This window comes from Kutzneria chonburiensis, from assembly GCF_028622115.1.
GTDB classification, from domain to species: domain Bacteria; phylum Actinomycetota; class Actinomycetes; order Mycobacteriales; family Pseudonocardiaceae; genus Kutzneria; species Kutzneria chonburiensis.
This window is the reverse complement of sequence record NZ_CP097263.1, coordinates 2,660,729-2,676,547: the sequence shown is the minus strand read 5'-3', so window position 1 is coordinate 2,676,547 and position 15,819 is coordinate 2,660,729. Positions and strand designations below refer to the sequence as shown.

Sequence of the window (15,819 nt, the reverse complement as noted above, 5' to 3'; positions counted from 1 at the left end):
GTGACCGATGTCGCGGCATGAGTCCGGCGTCCACAGTGGACCCCGGGCCGGCGATCGGGGCAGGCGTCCAGGGATTTTCGGACAGATCGCAAGTTTCGGTAGCGGAATAGCAATTGTGGGTATGGCGCCGACCGGGTGACGTACGTGATCCTTGCCCTGGTGGACGGACAGCGGCGGGGCCTGGTCGGCCGCGCGGACGACCTGGAGGCGCTCCGGGTCTACTTCTCCGAGGCGTCGGTCCAGGGCGGAGCCCTGCTCGTGCTCGGCGAGCCGGGCGTCGGCAAGACGGCGCTGCTCGACGCGGCCGCGACGGCGTTCGCCGAGGGCGGCGCCCGGGTGCTGCGCGCGGCCGGCGTGGAGTTCGAGGCCGACATCAGCTACTCGGGGCTCAACCAGCTGCTGTTCCCAGTGCACGCCGAGTTCGACGCGCTGCCGCCGCTGCACCGCGACGCGTTGAAGGCCGCCCTCGGCTTCGGCGACGGCTCCGCGCCGGACCGGCTGCTGCTGTCCAACTCCGTACTACTTCTGTTGCGGCACACAGCCTCTGTACGTTTGATCGTGGACGACGCGCACTGGCTGGACCGGGCCAGTGGCGCGGTCCTCGGCTTCGTGTCACGGCGTCTGATCGGCAGTGATGTGGGCCTGCTGGCCGCCGCGCGGCCGGGCGAGGGCGTGTTCCCGGAGCGCGGCAGCATGCCCGTGTACCAGCTGGCGCCGCTGGATTCCGACGCGTCCGGTGTGCTGCTCGACGCGCACTATCCCGAGCTGGCGCCACGGGTGCGCCGCCGGCTGCTCGACGAGGCGGCCGGCAACCCGTTGGCGCTGTTGGAGTTGCCCTCGGCGCTGAGTGGCCCGCAGCTTGCCGCGACGGCGACGTTGCCGCCCGTGTTGCCTTTGGGACAGCGCCTGCACGCGGTGTTCTTGTCACGGGTGCAGGCGGTGCCCGAGGCGACACGGGCGGCGCTGCTGCTGGCCGTACTCGACGGGACGGGCAGCCTGGCGCCGCTGCGTGCCATCGGGGCCATGGACGAGCTGGACGCCGCGGAACGCGCTCGCCTCATCACCGTGGACACCAACAGCATGTCGTTCCGGCACCCCCTGATTGGGGCGGCAGTCGTGGCGGCTGCGGCCAGCGTGGAGCTGCGGCAGGCGCACCGGCGGCTGGCCGACGTGCTGTATGAGCACCCGGAGCGCCGCGCGTGGCACCTCGCGGAAGCGGCGGTCGGCGCCGATGAGGACGTGGCCGCGCAGCTGGAGGAAGCGGCGCATTCCATCCTGCGGCGTGGCGACGCCGTCGGGGCCGTGAGCGCACTGACTCGCGCCGCCGACCTCAGCCCCGCGCGTGAGGACCGCAGCCGGCGGTTGGCCGAGGCGGCGTACCTGGCTGCGGAGATGACCGGCGAGCTCGGCAGCGCCTCGCAGCTGCTCGACCGCGCTCGCGGGGCCGCCGACCGGGCGCAGTCGCTGCACGCCGCCGCAGCGGCGGCGCTGCTGGTGCTCAACGGCGGCGGTGAGGTCATCACGGCATTCCGGCTGCTCATGGGCGCGGTGCAGACCGGCGACCACGGCTACGACGCCGCCAACCCCGCGCTGGTGGAGGCGCTGCACACGCTGGTGCTGTTCTGCTGGTTCATGGGCACGCCCGAGCACTGGCCGACCGTGTTCGAGGCCGTGGACCAGCTGCGGCCCGCGCCGCCGCCGGTGCTGGCCGTGTGCTGCCGCACGTTCCCCGACCCGGCGCGTACCGGCGTCGCGGCGGCGGCGGACCTCGACGCGCTGCTGCGGCGGCTGGCCACGGAGTCCGATCCGACGACCATTATTCGCGTGGGCACCGCGTCGGTGTACCTCGACCGGCTGGCCGACTGCCGTGAGCCGAGCTGGCGCGTGGTGCGGCAGGGGCGCGAGGGCGCCGGTCCCGTGCGACGGCACCTCGGGGCGCTGATGCACCTGTGCCTCGACGGCTTCGTCAGCGGGCGGTGGGACGAGTCGTGGGCGTTGGCCGAGGAAGGCCTCCGGCTGTGCGAGGAGCACGGCTACCACTTCTACCGTTGGTACTTCGCCTACGTGCACGCCGCTTTGGCCGCCGCGCGCGGCAAGTTCGAGACCAGCCGCGCGCTGTGCGACGAGGTCGTGAACTGGGCGGCGTTGCGCGGCGCACGCGGCGCGGAGATGTTCGCGCAGCAGGCACGGGCGCTCGCGGCGATCGGGCAGGGCGACTTCGAGGCCGCCTACCGGCACGTCACCGTCATGAACCCCGCCGGCACGCTCGCCTCGCACGTGCCGCATGCGTTGTGGGCGGCGCTGGATCTGGTCGAAGCGGCCGTGCGCACCAACCGGCACGTCGAGGCCGCTGCGCACGTGGAGGCCATGTGTTCGGCGCGGCTTTCCGAGTTGTCGTCACGGATGGCGCTGCTGGTCGCGTGCGCTTCCTTTGTGGTCTCAGACGACGACAACGTTGCCGTGTCCTTGCTGGAGGCGGCTGTCACTCTGCCGGAGGCGCGTCAGTGGGCCTTCGACCTCGCGCGGGCGCGGCTGCTGCTCGGCGAGCGGCTGCGCCGGATGCGGCTGCTCGGCCGGGCCCGGGCGTCACTGCGGATGGCTCTGGACACCTTCGACCGGCTCGGCGCCGAGCCGTGGTCGGCGCGCGCGGCCGGCGAGCTGCGGGCCGCCGGTGAGTCCGTGGCCCAGCCCGGGGCGGCGGCGCTGCTCACCCCGCAGGAACGCGAGATCGCCGAGCTCGCGGCCGGCGGTCTGACCAACAAGCAGATCGGGGAGCGGCTGTTCCTGTCGCACCGGACCATCGGCGCGCACCTGTACCAGATCTTTCCCAAGCTCGGCATCACCTCACGGGCTGCGCTGCGTGACGCGCTCGCCGAACTGCCCGCCCGCGAGGGCTCATGACACAATGCCGCTGCTCGCGTCGTACGGACCCGAAGGAAGAACGGCATGCCCGACATCGGAGCTGCGCGCGTGCCCGTTGGCGGTGGCTCCATGTCGCACAGCGAGGCGCTCGCCGGCGTGCTGGACGCCGACCGAGCGCTGCCGTCGCAGCGGCTGGCCGGCAGCGACGACCTCGGCTGGCGGTCCATGCTTGCCCGCACCTACCACGACCCTTCGGTGGCCGACGAGTTCGAGACCGCGCCGACCGCCGCGCTGCTCGTGGTCGTTGTCACCAAAGGCATGTACACCATCGAGGCGCGGTCCGGCGGGCAGTGGCGCAGCGCCGCCTACCAGCCAGGCGCGGCCGGCGTGACGTCGCCGCTGCGGTCCAGCGCGCTGCGGTGGCGGGCCAAGTCGGCCGATCCGCTGCACTCCGTGCACATGTACCTCTACCCGGACCTCGTGGACGAGATCAGCCACGAGATGGGCGGCATGGGCATGCTGCGTCCGCACGAGCTACCCGACTCGCTGACGGTCGACGACCCGTTCGTCACCGCCGCCGGCTACGCCATCGCACAGGCCGTGGAGCGCCGGGCCGCCAGCCTTTACGCCGATTCCCTGGCGCACGCGCTCACCACGCACCTGCTGTGCGCCGTGCAGTCCCGGCGGCTCGACGAGCCCCGCACCATGCTCGGCCGCACCGAGCTGCGCGCGCTGCTCGGCTACCTACGGGAGAACCTGCACACGGACGTCACCCTCGACGACCTCGCCGCGCAGGCCGATATGAGCAAGTATCACCTGTTGCGCAGCTTCAAGCGTGCCACCGGCACCACCCCGCACCGCTACCTGGTACGCCTCCGCATGCGCCGCGCCGCCAGCCTGCTGCGCAGCAGTTCACAGACCGTGCAGCAGGTCATGCTCGCCTGCGGCTACCAGAGCGCCGCCCAGTTCTCCGCCGCCTTCCGCCGCGAGTACGGCTGCGCGCCGGGACAGTACCGCCGAGTCGTGGGTTAGGTCAGTGCCTTCCGGTACCTGACGTACTCGTTCAGCCGTTGGAACCCGACGCTTTCGTAGAGGTCGTAGGAGCGGTGGGGGTTGGCCGTGCCGACCCCGTTGGGGCGCTGCGTGCCGAGAGCGACGCCGACCATGTCGTTGCCGTCGTAGGCGGCTCGCCAGCAGGTCGGGTCGGCCGTGGCCTGGAAGCTGTCGTACGTCCAGTGCGGGATGGCGTCGGCACCCGTAGAGGAGTCGACGACCGTCCGCCAGGCCGCGAGGTAGCCGCTCTCCTCGATCGGTCCCAGGCGGAGCCCGTCCGGTGCGGCGGGGACCGCCAGCTGCGCGAGGTCAGGCCTGTCCATCGCGGCCTGTTCGGTAGCCGCCGCGCTCGCGCCGAACACCGCCGTCGCCCGGGTTCCGTTCTGCTGGACGAGTTCGCGGATGCGGTTCTCGGCCGCGATGCAGCCAGGTGCCGTCTCGCTCGTGCCACCAGGTCACCGTCGCGTAGCCGACGACGTTCTCGTTGTGGGTCACCAGGATCTGGTGGCCGTCGGCGATCTGCCCCGGTGTTGGGATCTTCTCCACCACGGAGTCGCCGTCGAGGCCGTCGTGCTGAAGGCAGCCCATGCGCACGGCCACCATCGCGTCCGCATCGTTCCTGTTGGGCCGGAAGCTGTACATGATCCGGTCAGCGTAGGCCGTCCCGATCGGCCGCCGGAAGCGGTTTTCTCAGACGGGGGAGTGCCGTGGGTGTGGAAGGACTCGATGGTCTTGAGGCCCCAGGCCTGGCCCTTGGCCCGCTCGGCCTGGGTCCACGTGATGGGCCGCCAGTCGGGGGCGAGCACCAGGCGGGTCAACGGGTTGCACAGTTCGATGCGGTTGCCGCCGGGCTCGTAGACGTAGAGGAAGAAGGTCTGCTGGATGGCGTGCTTGTGCGGACCGGTCTCGATGAAGACGTCGTTGTCCAGGAAGATGTCGGCGCCGCGGAGGATGTCCTCCCGGGTGTCGGTGGCGAAGGCGATGTGGTGCAGGCGGCCGCGGTTGCCGGTCCAGTCGGTGGTGTAGACGAGGTCGTAGGACTTGTTGCCGAAGTGGAGCCACTGGGCGGCAACGGAATCGTCGTCCAGCACGATCTGCTCGGTGACCGACCCGCCGAGGGAGTCGGTGACGAACGCGCCGTTGGCGGCGACCTCGGCGGCGAGGAAGTTGACGTGGTCGAGCCGCCGGACACCCACGCCGCGGCCGGGATAGGCCTGGGGCTGGTTCTTCAACGACGGGGCCAGCTCCGGCGGGGCCTCGAACCAGGTGGTCTCCCAGTAGAGCTGGATCAGATGGCCGTCCGGGTCGGTGCAGAGGTAGCTCGGACCGATGCCGTCGCCAGCGGGAAGCCAACGGCCGTCCGGGATCCGCGCGGCCAAGCGGTCCAGCGCCTCCTGGCTGGACGTGCGCAGCGCGGTGCGGCGGATGCCGGACGTGTTGCTGGCGGTGAGCACGAGACTGTACTGCTCGTAGTCGTCCCACGTGCGCAGGAACGCCGAGTCGCCGCGGCGGTCGATCTCGGTGAGCCCCATGAGCTCGGTGAAGAACCACAGGCTGCGGTCGAACGTGGGCGTGAGCAGCTCGACATGCCCGAGGTGCGCGACATCGTGCCGTAAGGCCAAGGCGATCTCCTTGCTAGCGGGGAAAACGACGCCGTCGAACAGCGTGCGCGCGGTGCGCACGACACCGCTGCGGCGGACCCGGCCGGCGCGGTCCAGCTCGACCTCGACGTGCAGATGGCCGGTGGGGTGCTCGACGTCCACGCGGGACGATCCGGCGAACAGGTCGCTGCCGACCGCACCGTCGAGCATCAGGGCGGTGGCCACGCTGACGGCGCCGAGAACGCCGATGGCAGTGTGCGGTGTCAAGGGAATGAAAGTGCGGGTGCAGATCGACCCGCCGTCGACCGGCGGCGAGATCAGCGTGGTCTTGGGGACCGAGGTGGTGTCGGGCAGGCCCATCAGGCGGGCCGCCTGTAACCGAAGGCTCTGCACGCGGTCGCGCAGCGCATGATCCTCGGCGAGCGTCGCGACCGGCTCGTAGCCGGTGATGCCGAGATCGCCGGCCCGAGCGACGACGACCGGCATGCCGTTGTCGACACACGTCACGGCGACGCCGTCGATGACATCCACCACCTTCCCCGTCGGCAGCAAGCCGTTGGGACCTTCGGTGTCCTCGAAGTCCAGCACGATGGCGGGCGCTGTGCCGGGGACGCCGGAGATGGCCACGTCATCGCCGGGAAACCGAGCCGTGGCAACGCTGTCCGAGTTGACCATCCGAATCCGCACCGGCTGCCCGGGCGACGTCAGCCCACGCGCCACGGCGAACGGCCCGACGCCGGCCAGCAGATTGCCGCAGTTCTGACGGTCGGAGACCGTCGCCTCCGCCACGCCCAGCTGGAGGAACAGATAGTCGACATCGGTGCCCGGCGCGGTACTCGCCGACACCACGGCGACCTTGCTGGTCAACGGGTGCGCACCGCCGATGCCGTCGATCTGGCGCGGATCCCCGCTGCCCATGATCCGGACCAGCAGCTCGTCCCGCTCGGCATGATCAGCCGGCAGGTCGGTCGCGAGGAAGTAAGCGCCCTTGGAGGTGCCGCCCCGCATGAGCATGCACGGAATGCCGGCCATCACCGAACCCCGTACTCCGCGGCCGTCACATACCGCACGCCCAACGCCGCCAGCTTCTCCCGCAGCCCGTACCGGTCCAGACCGAGCTGTCCGTCGCGGAAAGCCTGGCGGGTTGCCTCTTCCTTGTCGACCCGGGCATGGGCCCGTTCGAGAGCCGACGGCACGTCGTCCCGAGGCACGCACAGCACGCCGTCGTCGTCGGCCAGGATCACGTCACCGGGGTTGATGCGTTGCGCCCCAACGACAACCGGCACGTTCACCGCGCCAGCGGTCGACTTGACGGTGCCCTGAGCGCTGACGGCCCGCGACCACACCGGAAACCCGATCGCGTGCAGTTCGGCGATGTCGCGCACCCCGGCGTCGATGACCAGCCCGCGAACTCCCCGCTCCTGTAAGGAGGTCGCGAGCAGCTCCCCGAACATGCCGTCGGTACAGGGCGACGTCGTGGTGACGACAAGGACGTCCCCGGGCCGGCACTGCTCGACCGCGGCGTGGATCATCAGGTTGTCGCCCGGCCAGCACAGCGCGGTCACCGCGGAGCCACCGATCCGGCTGCCGAGGTGGGTCGGCCGGTGCGCGGTGCCGAGGAAACCGGTGCGCCCCAACGCTTCGTGCACGGTGGCCACGCCGAACAGGGCCAGCCGGTCGATCGCCACCAGCGGCGCCCGCGGAACGTCGGTCACCACGACTGTGTCCATGCCTACTCCGTCTCCCTGAGTGCGGTGATCACGCTGCGCAGATGCACACGGGCGGCCTGCTCGGCCGCATCGGGGTCGTGCCGGGCGATGGCGTCGATGATCTCGAGGTGCTCCGGCAGCGACACGTGGGTGCGCCCGTCCCGCATGGCCAGCCGGAACTGGTGCCGCACGAGCTGGCCGTTCAGCCGTTCCAGCAGGTCACCGGCCACCGGCTGGTCGGCGATCTCGCGCACCATCCGGTGCAGTTCCCGGTTGAGCGCCGAGTACTTCATCGGCTCCGCGTCCGACACCGCGGCCCGCATCTGCTCGCCGAGTTCGATCAACGCCTCGATCTGGTCGTCGGTCGCCTTCTCGGCCGCCTTGGCCGCGCACAGCCCTTCCAGCACCATGCGGCACTCGGTGATCGCCACCGCCTCGTCGACCGTGACGACCCGAACCCGCGCGCCCCGGTTGGGGATGCGCTCGACCAGGCCGTCGGCGGTCAGGTCGATCAGTGCCGCGCGTATGCTGGCCCGGGTCACCCCGAACGCCTCGGCCAGCTCGGCCTCGACCAGGCGCTGACCGGGCACGACGTCCCCGGCCATCAGGGCAGCCCGCAGTGCCGCCACCGCCGCCTGCCGGCCGGCCTCGCCCTCCTGCGGCGCGCTCGACATGGCTGCTCCCTTCCTCGACAACGGACGCTAAGCATCTCACACAAGATTGTCAACAATCCTGTCGACAAGCCTTGTGACGATCCGGTCGACGAAGCTACGGTTCGTGGCCACCGCCCCCACCGAGGAGGGTCCATGGCCGGCAACGAGCCGACGACGGCACGCAGCGCAGCTCCGACCACGCATTCCCGGGCCATGGTGCTGGCCCGGCTGGACCGGTTGCCGAGACGGGCCGTCGGCTACGCGGCCACCGGCATCATCGGCCTGGCCATGTTCGTGATCTTCTACTGCAACTTCGACATCAACGTCTCCTTCCTCCAGACCTGCGGGCAGATCGTGGCCGGCTGCACGCCGGCCGACGCGCAGTCCTGGCTGCCGCTGCCGGTGTGCTCCTACCTGGCTGGCTACGTGGTCGGCTGCCTGCTGATCGCGCCGCTGTCGGACCGCCTCGGCCGGCGGACCGTGCTGGCCGGGTCGATCGGCTTCGCCGCCGTCGGCTCGCTGATCGCGGCGATCGCCGGCGACTACGCGACCTTCACCGTCGGACGCGCGATCACCGGCATCGCCATGGGCGCGGTGCTGGCCGTCGGCAACACCTACATCGGCGAACTCGCCCCACACGGAGCACGAGCCCGTTACACCGCAACGACGTTCGTGCTGTGCACGCTCGGCGCGATGGTCGGCATCGGACTCGGCCTCATGCTCACGACCGAGCCCGCCCCCTTCCCCCAGGGCATGCCGGTCGCGTTCGGACTGGCCGACGGCTGGCGCTGGATCCATTGGGTGGCGGTGATTCTGGGCGCGCTCGCGGTGTTGGCGGCGGTGCGGCTGCCCGAGTCCCCGCGCTGGCTGGTCGAGCACGGTCGACTCGACGAGGCCGACGCGGTGGTGACCAGGCTCGAAGCCAGGGTCGGCCAACCGCTGCCCGAGCCCGATCCGGCCACGATCGCGCCACCGGCCGAGCACGCCGGCCACGCCTACCGGGAGCTGTTCGCCAACCCCCGCTACCGACGCCGCGCGCTCCTGCTGGTCGCGATGTGGTTCACCGGCTACGCCACGGTCTTCTCCTACTCCACCGGCTCTACGGTCGTGCTCACCAGCCTGCACTTCACGCCGCCGGTCGCCGGCATGATCTCCGCTGCCGGCGGCGTCGGCTTCTTCGTGCAGGGCCTGTTCTCGGCCCGGTACTCCGAGGTGCTGGAGCGCCGGTACTGGCTGCCCGTCGGCGCCGCGCTGACCGTGCTCGGGGCGGTGGTCATCGCGTTGTTCGGCACCGACATCGGCTGGGCACTGGCCGGCTCCTTCCTGGTCTTCTTCGGTTTCAACGTGTGGGTGCCGCCGACGTTCGCACTGTCCGCGGAGAGCTTCCCGACCCGCGTCCGCTCCGCCGGCTTCGGCCTCGTGGACGGCATCGGCGTGCTCGGCGGCGCGACCGGCGTGCTGGTCATCGCCCCGCTGGTGCCGCTGCTCGCGCCACTGCCGGCACTGCTGCTGGTGTCGAGCTTCCTCGTCGTCGCCGCGGTATTGGCCCAGTTCACGCCGCGTGCCCGCAACCGTGCCCTGGAGGAGCTCTCACCGTGATCATCGACTGCCACGGCCACTACACGACCGCGCCGGCCGCTCACACCGCCTGGCGCGAACGCCAGCTCGCCGGCGACGCCCCGACGTACCCGAGGATCTCCGACGACGAGATCCGGGAGTCCGTGCAGGGCCAGCTGCGCCTCATGGACGAACGCGGCATCGACCTCACGATCTTCTCGCCGCGCGCCTCCGCGATGGCCCACCACCTCGGCGACGAACGCACCAGCGCCGACTGGGCCCGAGCCTGCAACGACCTGGTGCACCGGGTCGTCACCCTCCACCCGGACCGGTTCGCCGGCGTCGGCCAGCTCCCACAGTCCCCGGGCGTGCCCGTCGAGCGCTCGATCCCGGAGCTACGCCGCTGCGTCGAGGAACTCGGCTTCGTCGGCGTCAACCTCAACCCCGACCCCAGCGGCGGCCACTGGTCCGCGCCGCCACTTACCGACCAAACCTGGTATCCCTTCTACGAGGCGATGATCGAGCTGGACGTGCCGGCCATGGTCCACGTGTCGGCCTCGGCCAACCGAGCGTTCCACGCCACCGGCGCGCACTACCTCAACGCCGACACCACTGCGTTCATGCAACTCGTGCAGGGCGACCTGTTCGCCGACCTACCCGACCTGCGCCTGGTGATCCCGCACGGCGGCGGGGCCGTCCCGTACCACTGGGGTCGCTACCGAGGGCTCGCCGACATGCTGGGCCGTCCGGATCCGGCCCGGCACGCGCTGGCCAACGTCTCCTTCGACACCTGCGTCTACCACCAACCCGGCATAGACCTCCTCTTCGACGTCATCTCCCCGGACGCCATCCTGTTCGGCTCCGAGACGCTCGGCGCGGTCCGCGGCATCGACGACCGCACCGGCCACCATTTCGACGACACCCGGAGATACATCGACGCCGCCGCACTGTCCGAATCGGACCGGGCCAAGGTGTACGAGCACAACGCCCGCCGGATGTATCCCCGCCTCACTGCTCGGCCATCCCGGCCGTGAGCGACTGCCGCGAGGCACGGCGCGCGGGCAGCAGGGCGGCCAGCGGCGCGGCCAGTACGGCCGCGCCCAGCAGGACTCCGAGCCGGCTCCACGGCAACGTGAACAGCACCGGCTCGGCGTCGGTGGAGGCCACGCGGGACAGCAACCAGGCGGACAGGATGCCGATGGAGAGCCCACACAGCGCCCCGAGCAGGGCCACGAACACCGATTCAGTCATCACGCTGGCCCGGAGACCGGCGCGTGTGAGACCGAGTGCCCGCAGCAAGGCCGATTCCCGCGTACGCTCCAGCACCGACAGCGACAAGGTGTTGGCAATGCCGGCGAAGGCGATGAGCACGGCCAGGGCGGTCAGGGCCCACAACAGGTTGAGCGTGCCCTGAAGGGGCTTGGCGAGCTGGGCCTTGATGTCGGCGATGCTGTTCAGTCGCAGCAAGGGATCGGTGGACAGGGCGCGGTCCACGAGCAGGCGGGCCTGTCCGGCGTCCACAGTGGACGACAACTTCACCAGGAGGCTCTGGTCGTAGGGGACACCGCCGGGGAGCGAGATGGCAGGCTCCTGGGCCAGATCGACCAGGGCGAGCTCAAGGTCGGCGCCGGGTGCTTCGACGCTGTCGTAGACCGCGACGACGTGCAGCGCAACCTTGGCCTTGACGGTGTCGCCGACCTTGAGACCGGTCTCGGTGGCCAGCTGTTTGCTGATGGCGAGTTCGCCGGGACCCAGGTGGTCCAGCCGGCCGGACAGGACGACGGGACGCAGCACCGAGCCGAGGGCGTCGCCCTGGATCGCGGCCATTCCGAACGCCCCGTACGAGCCGAGGTCTCCGGAGAAGGACACACGCCGCGCGGTGGCGGCGACCCCGGGCACCTGGCCGAGTGTGGTCGACAAAGTATCGGGCAAGGGATGGCTGTACACGGCGCTGGTCACCACGAAGTCGGCGGCGAGCTGCTGGTCCACGCCACGGCTGCGACCGGCCTCGATACCGGCGGTCATCGTGGTCACCAGGGACACGACGGCCAGGCCGATGGTGAGTGCGGCGGCAGTGGCCGCGGTGCGGCGGGGATTCCGGTCGGCGTTGAGCGCAGCGAGTTTCGCGGGCTGGCCAAGGACCGGCGCGAACACCGCGCTCAGTGCCCGCACCACCGGACCGACCAGCAACGGCCCGACGACCAGCGTGGCCACCAGCAGCGCCACCATGGCAACGATGGCCAACGCCACCGCAGTGTCGATATCGCTACTGCTCAACGACACCGCAGCGGCCCCGATGCCCACGACGAAGGCCAACACAGCACCGATGGTTCGTGCCTTGCCGGCACGCGCGGCCTTGCCTTCGAGCGGCGTGCGCAGCGCCTCCACGGGCGCGACACGAGTTGCCGCCCGTGCCGGCAGTGCAGCGGCGAGAGCCGTTACCAGCACGCCGATCGCCACGGACTCGACGGCCGTGCGAACACTGAGCGGCACATGCACGCCGGCCGGATTGCCGAGCTGCAACAGTGCGGCGATGCCCAGCCCGCCGAACAGCCCGACCACCGACGCCACCGCGCCGACCACGAGGGCCTCGGCCAGCACGCTGGTGAACACCTGCGTGCGGCCCGCGCCGACACAGCGCAGCAGGGCCAGCTCGCGGGCCCGCTGCGTGACGAGGATGGTGAACGAGTTGACGATCACCAGGCCGGCCACCACCATCGCCAGCACCGCGAAGGCCGTGAAGAACTTGGTCAGGTTGGCCGAGTCCGGCGCGGCGGTGGTGAGCAACGCCGTCGCGGCCTGCTCACCGGTCACGGCATCGACACCGGGCACGGCCCGCGCCACGCGACTCGCGAGCTCGGCCGGGCTGACACCGGCCGCGGCTCGCACGACGATCTCGATGTAACCGCCGGTCGGCGCGAGCTGTCGCACGGCCTCCGGCGTGAGCGCGAGTTCGGTCGAGCCGATGCCGGCATCGGTCGGTCGCGAGAACGTGCCGACCACGGTGTACTGGTGCTGCCGGCCGCCCTGGTCGAACACCGTCACGTGCTGTCCCGGCGTGTACCCGGTCGACGTGGCGGTGGCGATCTGGTCGGCGTTGCTGGGCAGGCGTCCGTCGGCGAGGTCGAACGGCCGCAGCTGCTCGTCGGCCGGCAACGCCATCGCCGCGGCATCCTGGGCGTGGCCATCGACGAGCAGTGGCGCCGTGACGGTCATCCGTCCCTCGGCCGCCGCGACCCCCGGCACCTGACGCACCTTGCTCAGGGCGCCGTCGTCCAGATCCCCGTGCTTCACGGTGACCTTCACGTCGACACCGCGCAGCTCGTACGCGACGGCCGCGCGCACGCCCACGTGCACGGCGTCGGCCAGGATCAGTGAGCCGGACACGAACGCCACGCCGAGCGCGATCGCCACCGCTGACAACAACAACCGCTTGGGCCGGGCCTTGAGACCGGCGATGACCGTATGCAGCATCACGCCCCCAGACTCGCGAGCGCGGACAGCACGGTGTCGGCGGTCGGCTGCTGGAGATGCGCGGCGATGCGCCCGTCGGCCAGCAGCACGCCATGGTCGGCATAGGAGGCGGCAACCGGATCGTGCGTCACCATCACCACGGTCTGCCCCAGCTCGTGCACGGACGCCCGCAGGAAACCCAGGACCTCCGCGCCGGATCGCGAGTCGAGGTTGCCGGTCGGCTCGTCGGCGAACACCACGTCCGGCCGCCCGACCAGCGCCCGCGCGCAGGCCACGCGCTGCTGCTGGCCACCGGACAGCTCGCCGGGCTTGTGCCCCAGCCGTGGTCGTAGACCCAGCGCGTTCACCACGGTGTCGAACCACCGCCGGTCCACCGCCCGGCCGGAAAGCCGCAGGCCGAGCCGGATGTTGTCCTCGGCGGTCAGCGTCGGCAGCAGGTTGAACGACTGGAACACGAAGCCGATGTGGTCGCGCCGCAGCCGGGTGAGCGCCGCGTCGGACAGGCCGGTCACCTCGTGCCGGCCGATCCGCACCCGCCCCGAGTCGACGGTGTCCAGTCCGGCCAGGCAGTGCATCAGGGTGGACTTGCCGGAGCCGGACGGCCCCATGACGGCGGTGAACCGGCGGGCCAAGAAGTTCACGGACACGTGGTCGAGCGCCCGCACCGCATTGTCCCCGCGGCCGTACACCTTCACCACGTCGACCACTTCGGCCGCTGTCGGACTGTCCACTGTGCTCTCCCGAGGCGCTCGCATTGCTGACCCGGCGATGATGCCGCGCCGCGCCTGAACGGATCCTGAACGAACCTGAAGTTCTCTTCAGGATCGGTCGGCGCGATCTGGGAGGATCGAGGCATGCGAGTGCTCGTCGTGGAGGATGAGAGGCGGCTGGCCGAGTCGCTCCAGTGGGGACTGGAGGCGGAGGGCTACGCCGTCGACCTCGCCTACGACGGGCTGGAGGGACTGCACCTCGCGCAGGAGCACCCCTATCAGGTGATCGTGCTGGACATCATGTTGCCCAAGCTGAACGGATACAAGGTGTGCGAGGCGCTGCGGGCCCGCGGCGTCGCCACGCCGATCCTCATGCTCACGGCCAAGAACGGCGAGTACGACGAGGCCGAGGCGCTGGACACCGGGGCCGACGACTTCCTCAGCAAGCCGTTCTCCTACGTCGTGCTCACGGCTCGGCTGCGCGCACTGACCCGGCGCGGACGGGCCGGCGGCGGCGCGGGAACGCTGCTGGAGTTCGGGGACATCGTGCTGGATCCGGCCAAGCACGAGGTGCGCCGGGCCGGGCAGCCGGTGGCGTTGTCGTCCAAGCAGTTCGCGGTGCTGGAATGCCTGCTGCGGCACAACGGGCAGGTGGTGACCAAACAGGACATCCTCGACCAGGCGTGGGACGTGGCCTACGACGGCGACCCGAACATCGTGGAGGTGTACGTGAGCATGTTGCGCCGCAAACTCGACACCCCGTTCGGGCGGCGCACCATCGCGACCGTGCGGGGCATCGGCTACCGGTTGGTGGACGATGAGTAGGTGGTGGCCGGCTTCGATCCGGACCAGCATGGCGCTGGCCACCTTCCTGGTGTGCGGCGTGCTGTTCACGCTTGGCTGGATCGGCATCCGGGCGTTCGTCGACGCCCGGCTGTCCATTCAGGCCACGAGCCAGGCCGGCGGCCAGCTGACCCGGCTGGTGGACGCCCTCACCCACGACCGGCCGCCGGCGTTGGACGGCGACCCGATGTACGTGGTGGTGGACGGTTCCGGCCGGGCCGTGACGGTCAGCGACGCCATCACCCGCTTGAATCCACAGTGGACGGTTCCATCGCCTGCGCCGGCGAACGTGCCGTCGACCTGGAGCACCGAGGTCGATGTGACGCTGCGGTCGGCCGCGCATCCGCAGTGGCGAGAGTTCCGCACGTACACCGCGGTGGGGGCGATCGCGGGGCCGTTCACCGCGTACGTGTTCGTGCTGCCGTGGGACACGCAGAACACCCTGCGCCTGTTCGACGACACGATGGCTTTCTTCGTACCGCTGGCCACGGTGATCGCCGTCGCGGTGTCGTGGTTCGCGCTGCGACGGGCGCTGCGGTCGGTGGAGGCCATCCGGCAGGAGCTGTCCGAGGTCAGCGGCAGCCGGCTGGACCGACGGGTTCCGGTGCCGCCGTCACGCGACGAGATCTCCAGACTGGCCAGGACCACCAACGAGACGCTCGACCGGCTCCAACGGTCGTACGAGCAGCAGGAGCGCCTGGTCGGCGACGCCAGCCACGAACTGCGCAGCCCGCTGGCCAGCCTGCGCACCGGGCTGGAGGTCGCCCTGGTCCATCCCGGTCGGGCCGACTGGCCGGCGGTCGCGGAGCGGTCGCTGCAGGATGTGGACCGGCTACAGCGGATCACCACCGACCTGCTGCACCTGGCCGTCCAGGACCGGCCGTTGTCCACCGAGGTGATCGATCTCGCCGAGCTGGCGATCGAGCAGGTCGAGGAGGAGAACATGCTCGGTCTGCGCCACGTGCATGCCGTGCTGGACGGCCTCCCGGCGCTGGTCCGCGGCGACCGCCTCCAGCTGGAGCGGCTGCTGCGCAACCTGATCGAGAACGCCATGCGCCATTGCGTCCGGCACGTCAGGGTGACGGTACGCGCCGGCAAGGACAGGCCCGTAGTGGTGGAAGTGCTCGACGACGGTCCCGGCATCCCGGTCGCCGACCGCGAGCGGGTGTTCGAGCGGTTCGTGCGGCTGGACGACGCCCGGGCCCGGGACGCCGGCGGTTCCGGACTTGGCCTGACGCTGGCCCGGGACATCGCGGTCCGACACGGCGGCACGCTCACCGTTGAGGACAGCGGTGCCGGCGCCCGATTCGTGCTGCGCTTGCCGGGTGTGCCCGACGAAGGCGGGTTACCGTGAGCG

At 70.9% G+C, this 15,819-nt stretch carries 12 protein-coding genes; 6 read left to right on the top strand and 6 right to left on the bottom strand.

Annotated elements, in window-relative coordinates; genetic code table 11:
- Positions 1 to 135: 135 nt before the first annotated feature.
- Together M3Q35_RS12275 and M3Q35_RS12270 are read left to right on the top strand one after the other, a co-directional pair.
- Positions 136 to 2,901 carry an AAA family ATPase gene (locus M3Q35_RS12275; protein ID WP_273941835.1) on the top strand — a complete coding sequence of 922 codons (2,766 nt, stop codon included), beginning with the start codon at positions 136 to 138 and terminating at the stop codon, positions 2,899 to 2,901.
- A 45-nt stretch (positions 2,902 to 2,946) separates the two neighbouring features.
- A complete protein-coding gene (locus M3Q35_RS12270) occupies positions 2,947 to 3,894 on the top strand; it encodes a helix-turn-helix domain-containing protein (protein ID WP_273941833.1) in 948 nt (315 codons plus the stop codon).
- On the opposite strand, the gene M3Q35_RS12265 is transcribed toward M3Q35_RS12270, so the two are convergent.
- From M3Q35_RS12265 to M3Q35_RS12250, 4 genes are all read right to left on the bottom strand, one after another.
- On the bottom strand, positions 3,891 to 4,238 hold the full coding sequence (locus M3Q35_RS12265) for a hypothetical protein (protein ID WP_273941832.1): 348 nt from the start codon (positions 4,236 to 4,238) through the stop codon (positions 3,891 to 3,893). The two genes, M3Q35_RS12270 and M3Q35_RS12265, sit on opposite strands and share 4 nt — an antisense overlap.
- Before the next feature lie 168 nt (positions 4,239 to 4,406).
- Positions 4,407 to 6,548: a PrpF domain-containing protein gene (locus tag M3Q35_RS12260; protein WP_273941831.1), complete on the bottom strand. Its 2,142-nt coding sequence runs from the start codon at positions 6,546 to 6,548 to the stop codon at positions 4,407 to 4,409.
- Positions 6,548 to 7,246 (bottom strand): 4-carboxy-4-hydroxy-2-oxoadipate aldolase/oxaloacetate decarboxylase, encoded by a 699-nt coding sequence (locus tag M3Q35_RS12255; protein ID WP_273941830.1) that lies wholly within the window; start codon positions 7,244 to 7,246, stop codon positions 6,548 to 6,550. Before M3Q35_RS12255 ends, M3Q35_RS12260 begins: the two co-directional genes overlap by 1 nt.
- Before the next feature lie 2 nt (positions 7,247 to 7,248).
- Positions 7,249 to 7,899 (bottom strand): GntR family transcriptional regulator, encoded by a 651-nt coding sequence (locus M3Q35_RS12250; RefSeq protein ID WP_273941829.1) that lies wholly within the window; start codon positions 7,897 to 7,899, stop codon positions 7,249 to 7,251.
- A 132-nt stretch (positions 7,900 to 8,031) separates the two neighbouring features.
- Between M3Q35_RS12250 and M3Q35_RS12245 the strand changes: the two genes are divergently transcribed.
- Both M3Q35_RS12245 and M3Q35_RS12240 read left to right on the top strand, forming a co-directional pair.
- Positions 8,032 to 9,477: an MFS transporter gene (locus M3Q35_RS12245; protein WP_273941828.1), complete on the top strand. Its 1,446-nt coding sequence runs from the start codon at positions 8,032 to 8,034 to the stop codon at positions 9,475 to 9,477.
- Positions 9,474 to 10,469: an amidohydrolase family protein gene (locus M3Q35_RS12240; RefSeq protein ID WP_273941827.1), complete on the top strand. Its 996-nt coding sequence runs from the start codon at positions 9,474 to 9,476 to the stop codon at positions 10,467 to 10,469. The genes M3Q35_RS12245 and M3Q35_RS12240 overlap by 4 nt, the downstream gene beginning before the upstream one ends.
- Here M3Q35_RS12240 and M3Q35_RS12235 read toward each other — a convergent pair.
- A complete protein-coding gene (locus M3Q35_RS12235) occupies positions 10,444 to 12,909 on the bottom strand; it encodes an FtsX-like permease family protein (protein ID WP_273944318.1) in 2,466 nt (821 codons plus the stop codon). The genes M3Q35_RS12240 and M3Q35_RS12235 overlap by 26 nt on opposite strands.
- On the bottom strand, positions 12,909 to 13,664 hold the full coding sequence (locus tag M3Q35_RS12230; RefSeq protein WP_273941826.1) for an ABC transporter ATP-binding protein: 756 nt from the start codon (positions 13,662 to 13,664) through the stop codon (positions 12,909 to 12,911). Before M3Q35_RS12230 ends, M3Q35_RS12235 begins: the two co-directional genes overlap by 1 nt.
- Positions 13,665 to 13,763: 99 nt before the next feature.
- On the opposite strand from M3Q35_RS12230, the gene M3Q35_RS12225 reads away from it, so the two are divergent.
- Positions 13,764 to 14,444: a response regulator transcription factor gene (locus tag M3Q35_RS12225; protein WP_273941825.1), complete on the top strand. Its 681-nt coding sequence runs from the start codon at positions 13,764 to 13,766 to the stop codon at positions 14,442 to 14,444.
- Positions 14,437 to 15,816, top strand: a complete 1,380-nt coding sequence (locus M3Q35_RS12220) for a sensor histidine kinase (RefSeq protein WP_273941824.1) — start codon at positions 14,437 to 14,439, stop codon at positions 15,814 to 15,816. Before M3Q35_RS12225 ends, M3Q35_RS12220 begins: the two co-directional genes overlap by 8 nt.
- Positions 15,817 to 15,819: the final 3 nt, after the last annotated feature.